The organism is Jeongeupia naejangsanensis, assembly GCF_016865585.1.
GTDB classification, from domain to species: Bacteria; Pseudomonadota; Gammaproteobacteria; order Burkholderiales; family Chitinibacteraceae; genus Jeongeupia; species Jeongeupia naejangsanensis.
Genome location: NZ_JAESND010000001.1, coordinates 24,175 through 43,870, shown reverse-complemented (window position 1 = coordinate 43,870; position 19,696 = coordinate 24,175). Strand labels below are relative to the sequence as shown.

The 19,696-nt window shown below is 63.0% G+C and carries 21 protein-coding genes; 4 read left to right on the top strand and 17 right to left on the bottom strand.

What is annotated here, in order from left to right; all coding sequences use genetic code 11:
• Window positions 1–13 precede the first annotated feature (13 nt).
• From rfaE1 to pgsA, 14 genes are all read right to left on the bottom strand, one after another.
• Window positions 14–976: a D-glycero-beta-D-manno-heptose-7-phosphate kinase gene (gene rfaE1, locus JMJ54_RS00195; RefSeq protein ID WP_275411018.1), complete on the bottom strand. Its 963-nt coding sequence runs from the start codon at window positions 974–976 to the stop codon at window positions 14–16.
• On the bottom strand, window positions 973–2,289 hold the full coding sequence (locus tag JMJ54_RS00190; RefSeq protein ID WP_203535940.1) for a UDP-glucose dehydrogenase family protein: 1,317 nt from the start codon (window positions 2,287–2,289) through the stop codon (window positions 973–975). Before JMJ54_RS00190 ends, rfaE1 begins: the two co-directional genes overlap by 4 nt.
• The gene (gene pyrF, locus JMJ54_RS00185; RefSeq protein ID WP_203535939.1) at window positions 2,286–2,981 is read right to left on the bottom strand and encodes an orotidine-5'-phosphate decarboxylase; all 696 of its coding nucleotides are present in this window, start codon (window positions 2,979–2,981) and stop codon (window positions 2,286–2,288) included. The genes JMJ54_RS00190 and pyrF overlap by 4 nt, the downstream gene beginning before the upstream one ends.
• A 17-nt stretch (window positions 2,982–2,998) precedes the next feature.
• Window positions 2,999–4,171 carry a lipopolysaccharide assembly protein LapB gene (gene lapB, locus JMJ54_RS00180; protein WP_203535938.1) on the bottom strand — a complete coding sequence of 391 codons (1,173 nt, stop codon included), beginning with the start codon at window positions 4,169–4,171 and terminating at the stop codon, window positions 2,999–3,001.
• 25 nt (window positions 4,172–4,196) lie between these two features.
• Window positions 4,197–4,499: a LapA family protein gene (locus JMJ54_RS00175; RefSeq protein WP_203535937.1), complete on the bottom strand. Its 303-nt coding sequence runs from the start codon at window positions 4,497–4,499 to the stop codon at window positions 4,197–4,199.
• 126 nt (window positions 4,500–4,625) lie between these two features.
• Window positions 4,626–4,910, bottom strand: coding sequence for an integration host factor subunit beta (locus JMJ54_RS00170; protein WP_070525962.1), 285 nt, complete (start codon window positions 4,908–4,910; stop codon window positions 4,626–4,628).
• A 16-nt stretch (window positions 4,911–4,926) separates the two neighbouring features.
• A complete protein-coding gene (rpsA, locus tag JMJ54_RS00165; protein WP_203536847.1) occupies window positions 4,927–6,600 on the bottom strand; it encodes a 30S ribosomal protein S1 in 1,674 nt (557 codons plus the stop codon).
• Between the two features lie 198 nt (window positions 6,601–6,798).
• Window positions 6,799–7,464 (bottom strand): (d)CMP kinase, encoded by a 666-nt coding sequence (gene cmk / locus JMJ54_RS00160; protein ID WP_203535936.1) that lies wholly within the window; start codon window positions 7,462–7,464, stop codon window positions 6,799–6,801.
• Between the two features lie 65 nt (window positions 7,465–7,529).
• Window positions 7,530–8,540, bottom strand: coding sequence for an aldo/keto reductase (locus tag JMJ54_RS00155; RefSeq protein ID WP_203535935.1), 1,011 nt, complete (start codon window positions 8,538–8,540; stop codon window positions 7,530–7,532).
• Window positions 8,541–8,590: 50 nt separating this feature from the next.
• Window positions 8,591–9,469, bottom strand: a complete 879-nt coding sequence (locus JMJ54_RS00150) for a prephenate dehydrogenase (protein WP_203535934.1) — start codon at window positions 9,467–9,469, stop codon at window positions 8,591–8,593.
• A 134-nt stretch (window positions 9,470–9,603) separates the two neighbouring features.
• Window positions 9,604–10,287, bottom strand: coding sequence for an META and DUF4377 domain-containing protein (locus tag JMJ54_RS00145; RefSeq protein WP_203535933.1), 684 nt, complete (start codon window positions 10,285–10,287; stop codon window positions 9,604–9,606).
• A 26-nt stretch (window positions 10,288–10,313) separates the two neighbouring features.
• Window positions 10,314–11,330 (bottom strand): 3-deoxy-7-phosphoheptulonate synthase, encoded by a 1,017-nt coding sequence (gene aroF, locus JMJ54_RS00140; RefSeq protein WP_203535932.1) that lies wholly within the window; start codon window positions 11,328–11,330, stop codon window positions 10,314–10,316.
• Window positions 11,331–11,425: 95 nt separating this feature from the next.
• Window positions 11,426–12,604, bottom strand: a complete 1,179-nt coding sequence (locus JMJ54_RS00135; protein WP_203535931.1) for an MFS transporter — start codon at window positions 12,602–12,604, stop codon at window positions 11,426–11,428.
• Window positions 12,594–13,163 (bottom strand): CDP-diacylglycerol--glycerol-3-phosphate 3-phosphatidyltransferase, encoded by a 570-nt coding sequence (gene pgsA, locus JMJ54_RS00130; protein WP_203535930.1) that lies wholly within the window; start codon window positions 13,161–13,163, stop codon window positions 12,594–12,596. Before pgsA ends, JMJ54_RS00135 begins: the two co-directional genes overlap by 11 nt.
• Window positions 13,164–13,360: 197 nt before the next feature.
• On the opposite strand from pgsA, the gene JMJ54_RS00125 reads away from it, so the two are divergent.
• The 3 genes from JMJ54_RS00125 to JMJ54_RS00115 all read left to right on the top strand — a co-directional run bounded on the left by JMJ54_RS00125 (window position 13,361) and on the right by JMJ54_RS00115 (window position 14,906).
• On the top strand, window positions 13,361–13,837 hold the full coding sequence (locus tag JMJ54_RS00125) for a DUF4442 domain-containing protein (protein WP_203535929.1): 477 nt from the start codon (window positions 13,361–13,363) through the stop codon (window positions 13,835–13,837).
• A gap of 72 nt (window positions 13,838–13,909) precedes the next feature.
• Window positions 13,910–14,458 (top strand): DUF1415 domain-containing protein, encoded by a 549-nt coding sequence (locus JMJ54_RS00120; protein WP_203535928.1) that lies wholly within the window; start codon window positions 13,910–13,912, stop codon window positions 14,456–14,458.
• Between the two features lie 4 nt (window positions 14,459–14,462).
• Window positions 14,463–14,906, top strand: a complete 444-nt coding sequence (locus JMJ54_RS00115) for a GNAT family N-acetyltransferase (protein WP_203535927.1) — start codon at window positions 14,463–14,465, stop codon at window positions 14,904–14,906.
• Here the strand turns inward: JMJ54_RS00115 and uvrC are convergent.
• Complete coding sequence (gene uvrC / locus JMJ54_RS00110; protein WP_203535926.1) at window positions 14,903–16,750, bottom strand: excinuclease ABC subunit UvrC; 1,848 nt, start codon at window positions 16,748–16,750, stop codon at window positions 14,903–14,905. The two genes, JMJ54_RS00115 and uvrC, sit on opposite strands and share 4 nt — an antisense overlap.
• Window positions 16,751–16,997: 247 nt before the next feature.
• On the opposite strand from uvrC, the gene JMJ54_RS00105 reads away from it, so the two are divergent.
• Window positions 16,998–18,347, top strand: coding sequence for a sodium-dependent transporter (locus JMJ54_RS00105; protein WP_203535925.1), 1,350 nt, complete (start codon window positions 16,998–17,000; stop codon window positions 18,345–18,347).
• On the opposite strand, the gene JMJ54_RS00100 is transcribed toward JMJ54_RS00105, so the two are convergent.
• A complete protein-coding gene (locus tag JMJ54_RS00100; RefSeq protein WP_203535924.1) occupies window positions 18,344–18,661 on the bottom strand; it encodes an EscU/YscU/HrcU family type III secretion system export apparatus switch protein in 318 nt (105 codons plus the stop codon). The genes JMJ54_RS00105 and JMJ54_RS00100 overlap by 4 nt on opposite strands.
• Entirely contained in the window at window positions 18,658–19,695 is a 1,038-nt protein-coding gene (gene fliK, locus JMJ54_RS00095; protein ID WP_203535923.1) for a flagellar hook-length control protein FliK, read from the bottom strand. Before fliK ends, JMJ54_RS00100 begins: the two co-directional genes overlap by 4 nt.
• Window position 19,696: the final 1 nt, after the last annotated feature.

Sequence of the window (19,696 nt, the reverse complement as noted above, 5' to 3'; positions counted from 1 at the left end):
TCTCGATCCGCACTCAGACCGATTCTGCAAAGACTTCATCCTGCAGGACGGTCGCCGTCCCGAGTTTTGCAACAACGATGCCCGCCGCGTGATTGGACCAGCCCATTGCCTCCGGCAGCGGCAAGCCTGCGGCCAGCATCAGACCCAGCGTGGCGATCACCGTATCGCCCGCGCCGGAGACGTCGAACACCTCGCGCGCCAGCGTCGGCTGATGCACGACGCCGCTGTCGCGGAACAGCGTCATCCCTTCTTCGCTGCGCGTTACCAGCAGCGCTTCGAGATCGAGCTGCTTGCGCAAATCCTGCGCCTTGGCTGTCAGGTCGGCTTCGTCGCGCCAGTCCCCGGCGACCTGGCGGAACTCGCTGCGGTTCGGCGTCAACAAGGTGGCACCGCGGTAGCGCGAGTAGTCATCGCCCTTCGGGTCAACCAGTACCGGCTTGCCCGCAGCGCGCGCAGCGGCAATCATGTCGTAGACATGGCGCAGACCACCCTTGCCGTAGTCCGACAAGATGACGACGTCTGTATCCGCGAGCAAACGCCGGAAATCGTCGAGCTTGGCGGCGAGAATCTCGTGACTTGGCTTTTCTTCGAAGTCGATCCGCAGCAATTGCTGCTGCCGGGCCAGAACACGCAACTTCACCGTCGTCGCGATTTCCGGATCACGATAGAGCGAGGTCTTGACGCCATCGTCCTGCAGCAATTTTTCAAGGCTGCGCCCCGCCTCGTCGTCACCAACGACGGCCAGCAAGGTGGCCTGACCACCGAGCGAGGCGATATTGCGCGCGACATTGGCGGCGCCGCCCGCACGCTCGTCGGTCTTGCGGATGCGCGCCACCGGCACCGGCGCCTCGGGCGAAATGCGCTCGACGTCACCAAACCAGTATCGGTCCAGCATCACGTCGCCAACGACCATGACGCGGGCACCGGCGATTGCCGCCTTCAGCGCGGCGACGGATTGGCCAGCCGGCAGCATCATTTGCGTCCGATCGCGTCGTAGTCAAGACCCAGCGCGCGCACTGCGGCCGGCTCGTACAGATTGCGACCGTCAATGATCAGCGGCGTTTTCAGCAGCTGCTTGATCTTGTCGAAGTCCGGCGCGCGGAACTGTTTCCATTCTGTGGCAATCAGCAGCGCATCGGCACCATCGAGGGCATCCATCGGGTTTTCGGCGTAATCGATGCGATCACCGATCACGCGGTGTGCCTCGTGATTGGCAACCGGGTCAAAGCCGCACACAGTCGCGCCACGGGAAAGCAAACCGTCGATCAGCGTCAGGCTCGGCGCCTCGCGCATGTCGTCGGTCCCCGGCTTGAATGCCAGACCCCACAGTGCGAAACGCCGGCCAGTCAGGTCGTTGCCGAAACGGGCGACAACCTTGTCGATCAGACGCTGCTTCTGTGCGTCATTGGCCTCTTCGACCGCTGCCAGCACGCGCAGCGGCACGCCGTTTTCCTCGCCGGTCTTCTGCAGCGCCTTGACGTCCTTGGGGAAGCACGAGCCGCCGTAACCGCAGCCGGAATACAGGAAGCTGTAACCGATGCGCGGATCGGAGCCGATCCCGCGGCGCACCAGCTCGATGTCCGCGCCGAGCACTTCGGCCAGATTGGCCAGCTCGTTCATGAACGAAATCCGCGTTGCCAGCATGGCGTTGGCCGCGTACTTGGTCAGCTCGGCCGAGCGGATATCCATCACCAAAGTACGGTCATGGTTGCGCTGGAACGGGTGATACAGCGCACGCATGGTGTGGATGGCTTGATCATCCTCGGCACCGATGACGATGCGATCGGGGCGCATGAAGTCTTCGACCGCAGCCCCCTCTTTCAGGAACTCGGGATTCGACACCACGCTGAAATCGAGCGACAGGCCTCGCTTGGACAATTCGTCGGCAATGGCAGCCTTGACCTTCTCGGCGGTCCCGACCGGCACGGTCGACTTGTCGACCACGACCTTGTAGTCGGTCATCCGTTGACCAATGGCGCGCGCGGCGGCAACCACATACTGCAGGTCGGCCGAGCCGTCCTCGTCCGGCGGCGTTCCGACGGCGATGAACTGCACGGTGCCATGCGCAACCGAGCGATCCACGTCAGTCGTGAAGTTCAACCGGCCTGCGGCAACGTTGCGAGCGACGACTTCGTCGAGACCCGGCTCGTAGATCGGCAGCACACCCTGATGCAGCTTGTCGATCTTGGCCTTGTCCAGGTCCAGACAGAGCACATCGTTACCCACCTCGGCGAGGCAGGCTCCGGTCACCAGGCCAACATAACCCGTTCCGACTACGGTAATTTTCATAGCAGTTCCAACGATTGGTTGATTCGATCCAGCGTCGCAACAGGGTCGGCGCTTTGCGTGATCGGGCGACCGATCACCAGATAGTCGCTTCCCGCGCGAATCGCGGCGTCCGGGGTCATGATCCGGTGCTGATCATCGACACTGGCGTCCGCGGGCCGAATGCCCGGGGTCACCAGTTTGAACTCCGGCCCGCACACACCGCGTAGCAGGCTTGCCTCCTGTGCCGAACACACTACGCCATCCAGGCCGCAATCGCGTGTCAATCTGGCCAGACGCTCGACCTGCGCCGCCGGCTCCGGCAAGCCCAGCTCGGCCAGCTGGGCCTCGTCCATGCTGGTCAGCACGGTAACGGCGATCAGCAAGGGGCGTTGAGGCAGTGCTTCCAGCGCATCGCGCGTCGTCTCCATCATCTTGCGTCCGCCCGAGGCGTGCACATTGACCATCCAGACACCCAGTCTGGCAGCGGCCTTGCAGGCCTGCGCAACGGTATGCGGGATATCGTGGAATTTCAGATCGAGGAAGACGTCGAAACCCTTGGCAACCAGCGCTTCGACCAGATGCGGCCCGGCAGTGGTAAAGAGTTCCTTGCCGACTTTCAGCCTGCACTGGTTCGGTGAAACGCGGCCGGCAAATGCCAAGGCTGCCGCAGCGTCGGCAAAATCAAGCGCGACGATTACTTTCGGGTCGTTCATGGTTCGAATCCGGAAAATCAGGCACTGGCTTTTTTGCGCCCCCGCACCGGCGGGTAGGTTTCCCACTCGTTGCAGGCAGGGCAATGCCAGAAATACTGTTTGGTCTTGAAACCGCAGTGATGGCAGTAATACATCGACTGGTCACGGGTCACATCGTTCAGCAGACGGACGATGATTTCGAGTTCGGCCTTCTGCTCGACCGGGGCCACCAGCAAATGCGCTTCCAGCACCTTGCGCAGCCCCGGCATCGTCGGATGCTCGCGCATCCGCTCGCGGACAAACTCGTAAGCCGCATCCACGCCCTGCAGCGACATCAGGCGTTCATACGCCAGATCCATCACATCAAGCTCGGGGTAATGCTTCAGCAGTCGCAACAGCAGTGTTGTTCCTTCGTCGCCACGCCCGGACGCATCGTACGCGGCCATCAGCTGCCGCATGGCCAGCGCCAGTGCGTGGGGCTCCTGCGATTCGAGCGCCAGCCATTCGTCGATTGCGGCAGCGTAATCTTGTTCGGCAAACGCCATTTCGCCGCGCAGCAACCGGGCACGGCTGCATTGGCGGTGCGTTTCCAGCGCTTGCGCCAGATAGGCGCGCGCCTCGTCTTTTTTCGAGCGCGTCAACGACTGCTCGGCCAGCTCGCAATAAAACTGGGCGATTTCGTGCTGGTAGCTGTGGCTGTCATCACGCAACTGCTGCGCAGTTTCGATGGCCTTTTTCCAGGCTTTTTCCAGTTCGTACATGCCCAGCAGCTCAGTGCGGGCCTGACGGGCGTAATCGCTGTGCTGCAACTCGTTCAATAGCGCCTCGGCACGATCGAACAGGCCGGCCTTCATGAAGTCCTGCGCAAGCTCGAATTGCGCCGACTGGCGCTGCGCATCGGTCAGCTCGCGGCGTTCGAGCAGCTTCTGGTGCATGTTGATGGCGCGCTCAAGCTCGCCGCGACGGCGAAACAGGTGTCCGAGCGAGAATTGCAGCTCGATGGTTTCGGCGTGATGCCTGGCGATATCGACATACACCTCGACCGCGCGATTGGTTTCGCCGTTCAGCAAATGGTTCAGTCCCTTGAAGTACGCCGCCGGCAATGAGCGGGTCTCGGAAAGGACGTGCTTGATATCGACGCGCGCAGCCAACCAGCCTAATCCGAAAAAAATCGGAAAAGCGATCAGCCACCAGTATTGGGATTCGAGCATGGGGAAAGCCTGTCAGGCCAAAAAATCAGAGGGCATCCCGCGGGGGCTGCAATGCCACGTCAACGGTGGCGACTTCAGCCGCCGGACGGGTACGCACTTCCTTGCGCAGGTTGACCAGCTCGCGACGCAGGCGAACCACCTTGCCCAGCACGGCCAGAATGCCGAATACGGTACCCAGCACAAAGGCAATCAGCAGCAGCAAGGCCAGCGGCGCCTGCCAGACATAACCGAGGAAAAAATTGAGTGTTACCGGCTCGGCGTTATGCATGGCAAAACCGAACAGCACGACAAACAGCAGAAACTTGATCAACCAGAACAGGTAGCGCATCCACATGTCCGCAACAATGAATTGACCTCGCATTGTAGCCGATTACGCCAAGGTCGGCGCAGGCTGCCACACGCAAAAAAATGACGACACCCTTAGGTGTCGTCATTCATGCCGCAGGCAATTGAATTACATCAGCTCGTCAACGCGCTCACGCAATTCCTTGCCGGCCTTGAAGTGGGGAACAAACTTTTCCGGCACCTCAACCTTACTGCCGGATTTCGGATTGCGCCCCACGCGCGGCGGTCGATAGTTGAGGTCAAAGCTGCCGAAGCCCCGGATCTCGATGCGCTGGCCTTGAGCAAGGCTCTTGGCCATGGCATCGAGAATGGTCTTGACGGCCAACTCAGCATCCTTCGCAACAAGCTGCGGATAGCGCTCGGCGAGCTTTGCGATGAGTTCGGACTTGGTCATGCCGCCTCAAGCCTCCTTACTCTTGCGAGCCGGACAGCTTGGCCTTCAGCAGCGCGCCGAGGTTGGTCGTGCCGGCCGAAGCATCAGCGGAGAGCTGGCTCATTGCAGCCTTTTCTTCGCCCATGTCCTTCGACTTGATCGACAGGTTGATCGAACGGTTCTTGCGATCAACGTTGATGATCATGGCTTCGACTTCATCACCTTCCTTCAGGACGGTGCGGATGTCTTCGACACGGTCACGCGACACTTCGGTAGCGCGCAGGTAGCCTTCGACTTCGTCGGTCAGCGCAACAACAGCGCCCTTGGCGTCAAGCGACTTGACGGTACCGCGAACGATGGTGCCCTTGTCGCTGGTCGACACGTAGTTGTTGAACGGATCGCCTTCGAGTTGCTTGATACCGAGGCTGATGCGCTCCTTGTCGACGTCGATCGACAGAACCACGGCTTCGACTTCGTCGCCCTTCTTGAAGTTGCGAACGGCTTCTTCGCCGGTAGCGTGCCACGACAGGTCCGACAGGTGAACCAGGCCATCGATGCCGCCCGGCAGACCAACGAACACGCCGAAGTCGGTGATCGACTTGATCGCGCCTTGCAGCTTGTCGCCCTTCTTGAAGTTCTGAGCGAATTCGTCCCACGGGTTGGCCATGCACTGCTTCATGCCCAGCGAGATGCGACGCTTTTCTTCGTCGATGTCGAGGATCATGACTTCGACTTCGTCGCCCAGCGAAACAACCTTCGACGGATGGACGTTCTTGTTGGTCCAATCCATTTCGGACACGTGCACCAGACCTTCGATGCCCTGTTCGATTTCAACGAACGCACCGTAGTCGGTCAGATTGGTGACCTTGCCGAACAGGCGGGTGCCCGACGGGTAGCGGCGCGACAGGCCAACCCACGGATCTTCGCCCAGTTGCTTGAGACCCAGCGAGACGCGGTTCTTCTCTTGGTCGAACTTGAGGACCTTGGCTTCGATTTCGTCGCCAACAGCCAGCACTTCCGACGGGTGCTTGACACGACGCCAGGCCAGGTCGGTGATGTGCAGCAGGCCGTCGATACCGCCGAGGTCGACGAATGCGCCGTAGTCGGTGATGTTCTTGACGATACCCTTGATGACAGCGCCTTCGCGCAGGGTTTCCATGAGCTTTTGACGCTCTTCACCCAGCGACTCTTCCAGCACGGCGCGACGCGAAACGACGACGTTGTTGCGCTTGCGGTCGAGCTTGATGACCTTGAACTCGATCGACTTGCCTTCGTACGGGGTGGTGTCCTTGACCGGACGGATGTCGACGAGCGAACCCGGCAGGAAGGCGCGCAGGCCGTTGACCATGACGGTCAGGCCGCCCTTGACCTTGCCCGAGATGACGCCGGTCATGACCAGGCCCTTCTCGAGGGTGTCTTCCAGCTCGATCCATGCGGCGAGGCGCTTGGCCTTTTCGCGCGAGAGCTTGGTTTCGCCGTAGCCGTTTTCGAGGCTGTCGATCGCGACCGGAACGAAGTCGCCGATCTGAACGTCGAGTTCACCTGCGTCGTTCTTGAATTCTTCAACCGGAATCAGCGATTCCGACTTGAGGCCGGCGTTGACGGTGACGAAGTTGTGGTCGATACCAACGACTTCGGCGGTGATGACTTCACCAGAGCGCATTTCCTGATTTTGAAGGCTTTCTTCAAACAGGGCGGCAAAGCTCTCCATCGAGCCAAAAGCAGTTTCAGTAGTCATTGAGAAAATGTTCCAAACCTCTCTACTGACGCAGAGAGCGGGGGGTTCGTTGAACTTCACCGACACCACCTTGCGCGGTGCCGATACCTTGCATCAAAAAATACCATTGCCCGGCTGAGGCACACGCCGCAACCGGGACAAGCGACATTTTATTGAATTCTCTTTTTCAGTTCAAGCGCTTAGCACATCTTTCCACCAGCGCAATACCTGTTCGACCGCTTCATCGATACCCATATTCGTCGTATCGAGCAGGAGCGCGTCGGGCCACTGCTGCAGCGGCGCCACCGCACGAGAGCGATCCCGCTCGTCCCTCGACTCAAGATCGGCGGTGATTGCGGCCAGATCCGGCTGCTCGCCAGCTGCACTCAACTGCTTGCAGCGACGCTCGGCGCGCGCCTCGGCCGACGCAGTCAAAAATACCTTTAGCCGGGCATCCGGAAATACCACTGACCCCATGTCTCGCCCATCAGCAACCAGACCCGGCACCTCGGCAAACGCGTGCTGCCGCGCCAGCAGCGCCGACCGCACCGCCGGCAGGGCCGCCACGATCGACGCGCCGATCCCGACCGTTTCGCTGCGGATCGCCTCGGTGACATTGTCACCCTCCAGCAAAACCGCCGCACCGTCGAACACCACGTCGAGATCGCCCGCCAATTGGGCGACTTCCAGTTCATCACGCCAGCGCAGCCCCCGCCGCTCTGCCGCCAGCGCGGTCAGCCGGTACAGGGCACCGGAATCGAGGTAGTGAAAACCCAGCGCCGCGGCAACACGCTGCGCCACGGTCCCTTTGCCCGAGGCCGACGGTCCATCAATGGTGATGACGGGAACGAAAGACATGCAAAACTCCAATCAAAAAGCCGGCGAGTCATTCGCCGGCTGGTGTGTTCGGTGCGACGACCGGATCAACCCTTCAGTACGGCCTCGATCTTCGCCAGTTCGTCGGCACTGAATTCGAGCCGCTCGACGGCGCCGACATTTTCGACGATCTGCTCGACCCTGCTGGCACCGATGATGACCGAGGTCACCGTCTGCAAGGCCCAGGCCAGCGCCATCTGCGCCAGACTCTGGCCACGCGCTGCCGCGATCCCGTTCAGCGCACGGACCTGTGCCAGCCGCACTTCGACCTTGTCCGCCGTCAGGAACGGATTGTCGATGGCCGCAGCACGCGAATCGGCCGGAATGCCGTCGAGGTAACGGCTGGTCAGCAGCCCTTGCGCCAACGGGCAGAAGGCAATCGAACCGATGCCTTCCTCGCCGAGCACCTCGGTCAGTACAGGCGCACCGGCCTGTGCCGGTCGCTCGATCCAGCGATCGAACATCGAGTAGGACGGCTGATGGATCAGGCACGGCGTGCCCAGTTGTTTGAGGATGCGCGCCGCCTCGCGGGTCTGCTCGGCCGAGTACGACGAAATGCCCACGTACAGCGCCTTGCCCTGCCGCACGATGGCGTCGAGCGCACCCATGGTTTCTTCGAGTGGCGTATCCGGATCCGGGCGGTGCGAGTAGAACACGTCGACATAGTCGAGCCCCATCCGCTTGAGGCTCTGATCCAGGCTCGCGATCAGGTACTTGCGGCTGCCGAGGTCGCCGTACGGACCATCCCACATCTGCCAGCCGGCCTTGGTCGAGACGATCAGCTCGTCCCGATGCGTGCGCAGGCCATCCGCCAGCACACGACCGAATGTTTCTTCGGCCGAACCCGGCGGCGGACCGTAGTTGTTGGCGAGGTCGAAATGGGTAATGCCCAGGTCGAACGCCTTGTGGATCATCGCCTTGCTGTTTTCGTACGGCTTGTTGCCGCCGAAGTTGTGCCACATGCCGAGCGAAATGGCGGGCAGCAGCAGGCCGCTGCGACCACTGCGACGATAAGGCATGCGGCCATCGTATCGGGCCGGATCGGGGACATAGGTCATGCTCTTCTCCTTGAAGCGGCGCGCCGACGGGCGACACGCCGGACGACGACTCAGGCCTTGCGGCTGCGGTCGCCCCATTCGGTGCGCGCCTTGCTGGCGCGATCGATGTATGCGGTCAGCGCTGCGGCATCTTCCGACTCGACGAGCGCAAGCAGATCCTGCAGCGCCGCGACGTTGGCGCGCAGATCGGCCACGACCGCGTCGCGATTGGCAAGAGCGATGTCGCGCCACATGTCGGGATGAGAACCGGCAATCCGGGTGAAATCACGGAAACCGGTTGCTGCGAAATCAAGACAGGCCGCAACCTCGGGCTTGTCGAGCAGTGCGTTCATGTAGGCAAACGACAGCAGGTGCGGCACGTGGCTGACCGCGGCGAAAATGCCGTCGTGCGCCGCCGGTGTCATGTCGAACACGTTCGCGCCACACGCCTGCCACAGGGCACGGATCCGTTCGACCGCGTCGGGCAGCGTTTCGGGCAGCGGCGTCAGCACCACGCGCCGCCCCTCGAACAGGCCGTATTGCGCCGCAGCCGCGCCGGATAGCTCCGAACCGGCGATCGGATGACCCGGCACGCAATGTGACAGATGCCCGGCAAGGTGCTCGCGATACAGCGCGGCAACGTCCTGCTTGGTCGAGCCGCCGTCGGTCACGATGCAATCGGCGGGCAACACCGGCGCGATTTCCGCCATCAACCGCCCCATCTGCCCGACCGGCGTTGCCAGCAATACCAGATCGGCACCATCGACGGCTTCGGCTGCGATATGCGATGCACTGTCGATGACGTTGAGATCGAGTGCACGCGAGAGATTCGCGGCATTGCGACCGACGCCGACCACATGCTGCACCAAGCGGGCGCGTTTGAGCGCCAGTGCGAACGAACCGCCAATCAGGCCGGCCCCCAGCAGAACCAGTTTGCGTACAGGAGTCATCGGGTCATCGCCCCGCCACCGGCGGGAATTGAAAACGGAAAGCCGCCACCCGGAAGGTAGCGGCGAAGCATGCTTGGCGCCGCGCCCGGATCAAACCCGGGTGCAGCGGCGGCCATTTTAACGGGATTGCGCGATCAGCGACGCGTTTCCAGCGTTTCGATCAGGATCAGCTTGCGGTTCGGCGCATCGGCCGGCGGATTTTCGACGCGTTCTTCACGCACCTTGACGACATAACCGACACCCGGCTGCGGCTCGAAACCCTCGATGCCGAAGTACATCAGCTGCCAGTCTGCCGCGCCCGGCTCGCGCACCTGCAGGCACTCCATCTTGCCGACACCGCTGCAGGTTTTGCGCTCGGGCGAAATTTCCAGCACGCGCTCGACACCGGCCGGCGCGGCCGCATCGGCACGCACCAGCGAGATCAGATTGCCGGCGTCGTTACTGAAAATCAGCTTGCCGTCGGCCAGCGAAAACGACTTTGCGCCGTTGAGCACCTGATGCATTGCATGTTCGTTGGTGGCGGTTTCGTTCTGGATGCAGGCCATCATGGTCGATGCCAGCGGACCGATCTTAAGCGGCTGCACGCCGTACTGGATCTGGCCCATGAAGCGGTTGCAGCCTGCAAAACCACTGATGTGGCCGCCTTCGATCTTGACCGTCAGCTTGCCGTCGTCGCCGAAGCGCTGAACGCTGCCGTCGTACACCAAACGATCGACACGGTAATCGCCGTCGAGCATCGAGCGCGCCTGTGCGCCGGACATCATGGCCAGCGCCAGCGTACCGACCATCAGGGTGCTGCGTAGCATCGATTTCTTCATGTCTTGTTCTCCTTGTCGTGATTCGGTCAGATCGTGCGGCCAACGGCCTGGGCAATGGCGCCCAGCGTGACCATCAGGGCCTTCAGTTCATCGGGCGTCAGCGCCTGATCGGCGTCACACCAGGCATCGCACGGATTCGGGTGCATTTCGACCAGCAGGCCATCCGCACCGGCGGCAACCGCCGCCTGCGCCAGCGCCGGCACCATCCAGGCCTTGCCGCCGGCATGGCTCGGATCGACGATCACCGGCAGATGGGTTTCGCGCTTGAGCACCGGAATCGCCGTCACGTCGAGGACGTTGCGGTAAGCGGTTTCGAAAGTGCGGATGCCGCGCTCGCAGAAAATGATGTTGTGGTTGCCGCCTGCGGCGATGTATTCGGCGGCCATCAGCCATTCGTTGACCGTGGCCGAGAGCCCGCGCTTGAGGATGATCGGCTTGTTGACCCGGCCGACTTCCTTGAGCAGGTCGAAGTTCTGCATGTTGCGCGCGCCGATCTGGATGACGTCGACGTCGTACTCCATGAACGTGTCGAGCATGCGTACGTCCATCAGCTCGGTCACGATCGGCAGCTTGTGGCGCTCGGCCGCACGCTGGAAGTATTCGAGCCCCTGCACGCCGAGCCCCTGAAAGGCATACGGACTGGTGCGCGGCTTGAATGCACCGCCACGCATCATCCTGCAGCCGGCCGCAACGACCGCGTCGGCGGCGATGTTCATCTGGTCCTGGGTTTCGATCGAGCACGGCCCCGAGATCACCTGTATCTGCTCGCCACCGATCGGAATGCCGCGCACCTTGATGACCGAACCCTGCGGGTGCGAATCTCGCGAGACGATCTTGTACTGCTTGGTGACGCGATTGACGCGCTCGACCCCGGCCATGATTTCGAAGTGCCCCGGATTGATCCGGTCTTCGTCGCCGATGGCGCCGATGATGACCAGTTCGGAGCCACGCGAAACGTGTTCCTGCAGGCCGGCTTTGCGGATTTCGTCGACGACGGCATTGATTTCGGCGTCGGACGCATGGAGCTGCATCACAATGATCATTGCTGTTTGTCCAGTTGGGTCAGACCTGCGTTTACGCTAGCAGGCCGATAGACTGAACATCCTCGCAATACTACGACCGGACGACAACCGTCATTTTACCGCCCTGTCATGGCGATCTTGCGCTGGCCGGGCAGGCCGAAAGCGCAAAGAACGCCCCCGAGCGCGGAAACGCCAGCAGCCAGCGCGAACACGGTTGCACCGGAAAAATCGGCCCAGAGGAAGCCGGCGATCACACCGCCCAGGCTGCCGCCGATGCCGAACGACGCCGCGATGTACAGCGCCTGCCCCTTGGCGGCATGCGCACCGGCAAAGTGCCGGTGCAGATACCCCATGGCCACCGCATGGTGACAGGCAAAGGTAAACGCATGGCCAAGCTGCGCGACCGCCAGCAGGGGCAGGCTGTGCGCGCCAAACGCGATCAACAGGAAGCGCACCACTGCAATGGCGAAATCGCCGACGAACAGCGCCTTGGGCGAAAAACGGCGGTTGAGCAGCGGCATGGCGAGGAACAAGCCGACCTCCGCCAGCACGCCAACAGTCCACAACCAGCCGATCGTGCTTTGCGCCAACCCGTGCTCGGCCAGATGGATCGAGTAGAAGCTGTAGTACGGCCCGTGCGCCAGCGACATCAGGAAACAGCCAACAAGGAACACCCTGACTTCGCGCCGGCGCAGAATGTCGCCAAAGCCAGCCGAAAGCTCCGCCGCCACCGCGCGCACCGGCGACTCGGGCAGCCGCCAGCAGTACACCGCCAGCCCGGCCATCGTGCCGACCACCGCCAGCGGAAATACCTTCACCCCGCTCGCTTCGATCCAGTAACCGGCCCCCAGCGACGCCGCAATGAAACCGATCGACCCCCATACCCGCAGGCGGGCGTAGCGGCCGCTGTCACCGGCCAGACGACCGATCGCCAGCGATTCGACCAGCGGGAGCGCTGCACTCCAGAAAAAACTGGCGAACAGCACGGCCAGAAACATCGGCCAGAAAGTATCGACGACGAGCAGCGACAGAAAACCCGCCAGCCCGGCGACCCCGGCCAGACGCAGGATCGCCCGGCGACGGCAGCTACGATCGGCCAGCCAGCCCCAGATTGCCGGGGCGTAGATGCGGTTGACCTGCGTCAGCGAGGTGAGGATGCCGATCTGCCACGCCGGCAGCGCCAGCGCGGCGAGGTACAGCCCCCAGTACGGCGAGAACAGGCCGTTGAAGGCGAAGTAGCAGAAGTAGAAGCCACCGATGACGGCAACGCCGCCAGCCGGCGACTCAGCCTTCACGGAATTGCTGGGCGGCAACCCGCAGGTAATAGAACATCGACACGATGGTCAGCACGCCGGCGATGTAGAGCGCGATCGTGCCGATCAGGTCGGTCGGTATGCCCGGCAGCAGCGGGCCGTACCAGAGCAGGAACAGGATGGCGACCATCTGCGCCGCGGTCTTGAACTTGCCGATCGTCGCCACGGCCACGCTCTTGGTCTTGCCCAGCTGCGCCATCCATTCGCGCAGTGCCGAAATCGTGATCTCGCGGCCGATGATGATCACCGCCAGCCACGCTGGTGCTCGGCCGATTTCGACCAGCAGGATCAGCGCAGCAGCCACCATCAGCTTGTCGGCCACCGGATCGAGGAAGGCCCCGAAGCTCGACGTCTGGTTCCAGCGTCGCGCCAGATAGCCGTCGAACCAGTCGGTCAGCGCCGCAACAGCAAAGATGACCGCGCCGACTTCGTTCTTCATCGGCATGCTGACCAGGACGTCCGGCAGATAGAACAGGCCGACGAACACGGGAATCAGCGCAACGCGCAACCAGGTAAGCATGATGGGCAGATTCAGGGGCATCGGTGCAGCGTCGGCAAGGCAGGAAAGACCGCATTCTAGCCGTTTGCCCCGGTTGCGCGAAATACACGATCACCGCCAACCATCCGGGGTCACGGTTTGCACCCTTCGATGCGGCAAACTGGCACATGGGCGTCGGCCCGCATTGACAACCAAACGATCGTTTGAGATTTTGACAGAGACATCGATCGAGACCCGCCATGAAAGCCAGCACCCTGCGCCGCCTGATCAACTGGTGGCCCCCGTTTTTGCTGACCGGCATCCACGCCACGCGCATCACCGCCGATTTCCATGAGGTCGACGTCGAGCTGCGGCTGCGCTGGTACAACCGCAACTACGTCGGCACCCATTTCGGCGGCAGCCTGTTCGCGATGACCGACGCCTGGTACATGCTGATGCTGATGCATACACTCGGCCGCGACTATTACGTCTGGGACCAGAGCGCCAGTATCGACTTCCTCGCCCCCGGCCGGGGCGTCGTCACCGCGCGCTTCCGGCTGGACCAGGCCATGCTGGACGACATCCGAGCCCGGACCGAGGGCGGCGAAAAACACCTGCCGCAGTTCAACGTCGAGATCGTCGATGCCAACGGCGAAATCGTCGCCAAGGTCCACAAGACGCTGTACGTCCGCAAGAAGCCCAAGGCGCGGGAGCCGCAATCCGACGAGGCCGCTTGAGCCATCGGGATTGGCGCGCAAGCAGCTGTCACGGCAGAATCGGGCCTTGATGACTTACGCAAGGCAACACCGATGGATCAGCAACACGTGATTGCAGCAACCCGGGACTGGCTGGAAAAGGCCGTCATCGGCTTGAACCTGTGCCCGTTTGCCAAGGCTGTCTACGTCAAGGAACAGGTCCGCTACATCGTCAGTGAAGCACGCCACCTCGACGGCTTTCTTGAAGAACTCGACCGCGAGCTCGACCTGCTGGCCGCCGCCGACCCCGCCGAGATCGATACGACACTCCTGATCCACCCGACACTGTTCGACGACTTCCTCGTCTTCAACGATGTCGTCGGCGTCGCCGAAGAAGCCGTCGGCGAACACGATCTGGAAGGCATCCTGCAGATCGCCAGCTTTCACCCGCGCTTCCAGTTCGCCGGCACCGGACCGGACGACATCGGCAACTACACCAACCGCTCGCCCTATCCGACGCTGCACCTGCTGCGCGAAGACAGCATCGCGCGTGCGGCTGCGGCGTTTCCCGACGCGTCGGCGATCTTCGAGCGCAATATCGCGACCCTGGAACAGCTCGGTCATGCCGGCTGGGATGCCCTGAACATCGGCCGTAAGGACTGAAACCATGCTGATCCGCGAAACCCGGGCCGACGACCTGCCCGCCCTGTTCGTGCTGCGCGGACAGACGCGCGACAACGCACTGACACCGGAAGAACTCGCCGGCTATGGCATTACGCCGGAATCCAGCGCCGCCGCCATGCAGCGCGGCGAGGTGAAGGGCTGGCTATGCGAGGTCGACGGCCGCATCGTCGGCTTTGCCAGTGGCGACCGGGAGGGCGGCGAGATGCTGGTGCTGGCGCTACTGCCCGACTTCGAGGGCCGTGGTATCGGCAAGGCACTGCTGGGCCGCGTCGTCGCCTGGCTGCAATCGCTCGGTCACGCGCGGATCTGGCTCGTCGCCAATCCGGACCCGGACGTGCGGGCCCACGGCTTCTACCGCCGTTGCGGCTGGGTCGCGACCGGCGAGATGATCAACGGCGAAGAAGTCATGGAGTACCGCGGCAACTAGCCGCGCAGCGCAGCGTAGATCTTCTCGGCCAGTGCGGCGTTGATGCCGTCGACCAGCATCAGGTCATCGACGCTGGCCGCCTTCACGCCCTGCAAGCCACCGAAGCGGGCCAGCAGACGCTGCCGGCGCTTCGGCCCGACACCGTCAATGTCTTCGAGACTGGACGCAACGCGTGCCTTGGCGCGTCGCGCCCGGTGCCCGGTAATCGCGAAACGGTGCGATTCGTCGCGGATCTGCTGCACCAGATGCAGCCCCGGATGGTCGCGCTTCAGGTGCTTGACCTCGTGCGTTGTTGCGAGGATCAACTGCTCGAGGCCCGCCTTGCGCGTCTCGCCCTTGGCGACACCGATCAGCACCGGCTGCGTCAGTCCGACTTCGGCCATCACCTCCTCGGCCTGAGCCAGCTGCCCCTTGCCGCCGTCGATCAGGATGACATCGGGCACGACGCCCTCGCCTGCGGCGATCTTGCCGTAACGTCGGGTCAGTACCTGCTTCATCGCCGCGTAGTCGTCGCCGCCGGTGATGCCCTCGATGTTGTAGCGGCGATACTCCTTAGGCTGCATGTCGCCACGGTCGAACACCACGCACGACGCCACGGTCAGCTCGCCCATCGTGTGGGAGATGTCGAAGCACTCGATCCGCTGCGTTTCGTCGGGCAGACCCAAGGCATCGACCAGCGCGGCCAGCCGGCCGGCTTGCGTCGCCGCCTGACCGAGCTTGAGCGCGATGGCCAGTTCGGCATTCTTGAGCGCCATTTCCAGCCAGACCTTGCGCTCGCCGTTCGGATTGCTGTTGAGCCGCACCACCCGACCGGCCTGATCCGACAGCAGCGACGCGATCACCTCGGCATCCGGCGGCGCCGGGTGGCACAGCACCATGGCCGGCACGCTCCGGTCCAGATAGTGTTGCGCCAGAAACGCCGACAACGCCTCGGCCGCGTCGTAATCGTCGGCATGACTGGGGAACAGGTTCTTGTCGCCGACGTGGCGCCCGCCGCGCACCATTGCCAGATTGACGCAGACCATGCCGTCCTTGACCACGCAGGCAACGATGTCGGCATCGAGCTCGCTGGTATTGCTGGAGACGAACTGGCGTTCCTGCACTTTGGCCAGAGCCTGAACCTGATCGCGCAACAGCGCGGCGCGCTCGAAATCCCAGGCCGCCGATGCGGCCTCCATGTTCGCTTCAAGCTCCTCGAGCAATTCGTTCGCCTTGCCACTGAGGAACAGTGCGGCATTGTTGACGTCACGCCGATAGTCATCGGCGCTGATCAGGTTCACGCACGGCGCCGAACAGCGCTTGATCTGGTGCAGCAGACAGGGGCGCGAGCGGTTGGCGAACACGGTGTCTTCGCAGGTGCGCAGCTTGAACACCTTCTGCAGCAGTTGCAGCGATTCCTTGACCACATAGCCGTTCGGAAACGGGCCGAAGTACTGGTTGCGCTTGTCCAGCGCCCCCCGGTAGTACGCCAGCCGTGGCGAGGCGTGTCCGCTGATCATCACGTAAGGGTAGCTCTTGTCGTCGCGAAACAGAATGTTGTAGCGCGGCGAAAGTGCCTTGATCAGGTTGTTTTCGAGCACCAGCGCTTCGGCTTCGCTGCGCACGACGGTCGTCTCGATTTTCGCGACTTGCGCCAGCATCAGCCGGATTCGCGGGCTGTGGTCGTTTTTCTGGAAGTACGAACCGACCCGCTTGCGCAGGTCCAGCGCCTTGCCGACGTAGAGGATCGCGCCACCGGCGTCGAGATAGCGGTACACACCGGGCAGGTGCGGCAGGGCCTTGACGTGCTCGATCAGCGCGGCAAGGCGGTCATCGGTCGGAGCGGCGGGGGTTTCGGCGTTCATGCGCCCAGTTTACCGCGTCTGCGCTGCGGTTTTCCCGAAGCGACAACGCAGCCGATCGGGATGATAATCCGCGCCTTTCCGCTGCCGGCGATCCCGGTGCGGTCTATTACGCAATTGAGTCGTCCGCCGAACCTGCGCACGACCCGAGCGCGGCAAGGTTCTTCGTCCGTCCCGGCACGGGCGCGCCGTACCGATGCAGCGATCCGGGCCAAGCCGGCCGTCGGCGACACTACAGGGAGTACGCGCCATGGCGCAACGCGACGGCTTTACCTCTACTTTCGGCGTCCTCGTCGCCACACTGGGCTCGGCAGTCGGGCTCGGCAACATCTGGAAATTCCCCTACCTGACCGGCACCAACGGTGGCGCGGGCTTTCTGCTGACCTATCTGCTGGCGACCCTGCTCGTCGGCCTGCCGGTGATGATTGCCGAGATCATGCTCGGCCGCACCGCCCGCGCCAATGCGGTCAGCACCTTCGAAATCCTCTCGCCCAAACAGCCGTTCTGGAAAGCGATCGGCTACATGGGGCTAGTTGCTGCGGTGCTGATTCTGGCGTTCTACACCGAGGTCGCCGGCTGGGTGTTTGCCTACGTCGTCAAAAGCATCGCCGGCACACTCGGCCATACCGACCCGGCGAGCGCCAAGGCCACGTTCGGTGCACTGGTGTCGTCACCGGTGCAGGCTCTGTTCTGGCAGTGGCTGGTGCTGGTGGTCACTGGCGGCATCATCATGCTCGGGGTTTCCAAGGGCATCGAGGCGGTCGCGAAGAAACTGATGCCGCTGCTGTTCCTGCTGCTGATCGCGCTGTGCATCCGCAGCCTGACCCTCCCCGGTGCCGCCGAGGGGCTGCGCTTCCTGTTCGCGCCGGACTTTTCCAAGATCGGCACCGGCGTCTTGCTGACCGCGCTCGGCCTCGCGTTCTTCAAGCTGTCGATCGGCATGGGCACGATGCTGACCTATGGCAGCTATTTCCGCCCCGAGCAGAACATCCCGGCGACCGCTACGCGGGTGATGATCGCCGACCTGAGCGTATCGCTGCTCGCCGGCATGGCGATCTTCCCTGCCGTGTTCGCCTTCGGCTTCGAGCCGGCCGCCGGCCCGTCGCTGGTGTTCATGACCATTCCGGCCGTGTTCGACAGCATGCCCGGCGGGCAGGTGTTCATGGTGCTGTTCTTCGTCCTGACCGCGATCGCCTCGCTCGGCGCGATGCTGTCGATTCTGGAAGTGCCGGTCGCGATGATGACCGAGCGCTGGTCCTGTAGCCGCAGGAAAGCCACGCTGATCACGCTGGCGGTGATCGCGCTGCTCGGTGCGCCAGCGTCGTTGTCGCAAAGTCTGACGCAGGACTGGAAGCTGTTCGGACTGAATGCGTTCGACCTGTTCGACTACCTGAGCTCGAACGTGCTGCTGCCGCTGGGCGGCATCCTGATCAGCCTGTTCGTGGGGTGGTCATACGGGATGGGCAAACTGCAGGCCGGACTTTCCAACAACGGCCAGCTCGATAACGGTCCGCTGGTGAAAGCGCTGTTCATCCTGCTGCGCTACGTGTCGCCGTTACTGATCGCCATCGTCATGCTCAAGGCACTCGGACTTTTCTAGAGCGGGTCCGGAATGACTGGCGGCGCCTTGAACTCGGGCGCCGTCACGTCGGCCCCGGCTTCGAGCAGGTAGATGAAGGCCAGTAGCTCGGCGACCGCGCGGTAAAGCTGCTCGGGAATGTGCCGGTCCAGATCGACCTGCATCAGCAGCGACACCAGCTCCGGCGATTCGTGCACGAATACGCCTGCTTCGCGCGCTTTCTCGATGATGCGTTCGGCGGTCAGCCCCTGCCCCTTGGCAACGACCCGCGGTGCACCGCCACCGTCGGCGTACGCGAGCGCCACCGCCTGCTGACGGCGCTGTGACTTGGTCAAGCGCCACCCCCGTCTCCGCTGGCGACGACGGCCGGCGTTCCGGCCAGCGCCAGCCCGGCCGCAGCAAAACGGGCTTGCAAAACCGGCTGGCCCGCGCTGATCGCGGCCCGGGTTTCCGTCTCAGGCGAAATGAAACGCAGGGAAAACTGGCCCTGATGCAATTCGGCCAGCACCGACACCGACCCCAACCGTGGCAGAGTCAGATCAAGGCGCGTTTGCCAGCGCTGGGCAGTTTGCTCGTCATTGACGGTTGCATGGCGGGATTCGTCCGGCACTTCCGTGTTCAACGCCCAACGCAGCGGCTGCCCCGGCCACGCCTGCCCTTGCCAAACCACCCCGCCCTGATCGAGCGCATTGAGTTGGCGCTGAACCAGCTGGCCCAGCACGGTGCGGGTTTCGTCGACACGGGAGGCGGCACCGCCGGAACCTTCCGCTTGCAAGCCTGCTCCGGCACGCGCCGTATCCGCAGCAGGTGCATTCTGCGGTTCGCGCATTAGCGCCTGTAACGGGCGCTCGCCCCGCACCCAGTCGGCCTGATGCGATTCGTAAAACAGGCCGCTATTGTTGATGGCCTGCGCCAACCGCTCGGTCAACTTGGGTACGTCCGGCTCAGCACCGTCGCTGGGTTTGAGCAAAGGCTCGGGATCGTCGACCCCCTTGGCTCCCGTACCTGCGGTCGGGCGCAGCAGCTCGGCCAGCGCACGCGCTGCCGTGCTGAGTGTGGTGGCCTGACGGGGCTCGGCTGCGTTGCCCTGCAGTAGCGCAAACCGCAAGGCCGGCGACGTCGAAACGACCTCGAGTTCGACCTGCTCTCCCGGCTGCGTATTGCGCGGCAGGTTGAGATCCAGCAGTTGATCCTTGATTTGCACCGCGAAGCGGCCATTGGGCAGTTCGTTGCGGACAATGGCCTGAAGGCGTTCGCCCACCGTCAGCAGCACCTCTTCGGTGCCGGCCAGTCGGGCCGTATCGATCAGCGGCGTCTGGCCCTGCAGGTATTGCTGCAGCAGCCCGACGGCGTTCGTCCCCGGCAACATG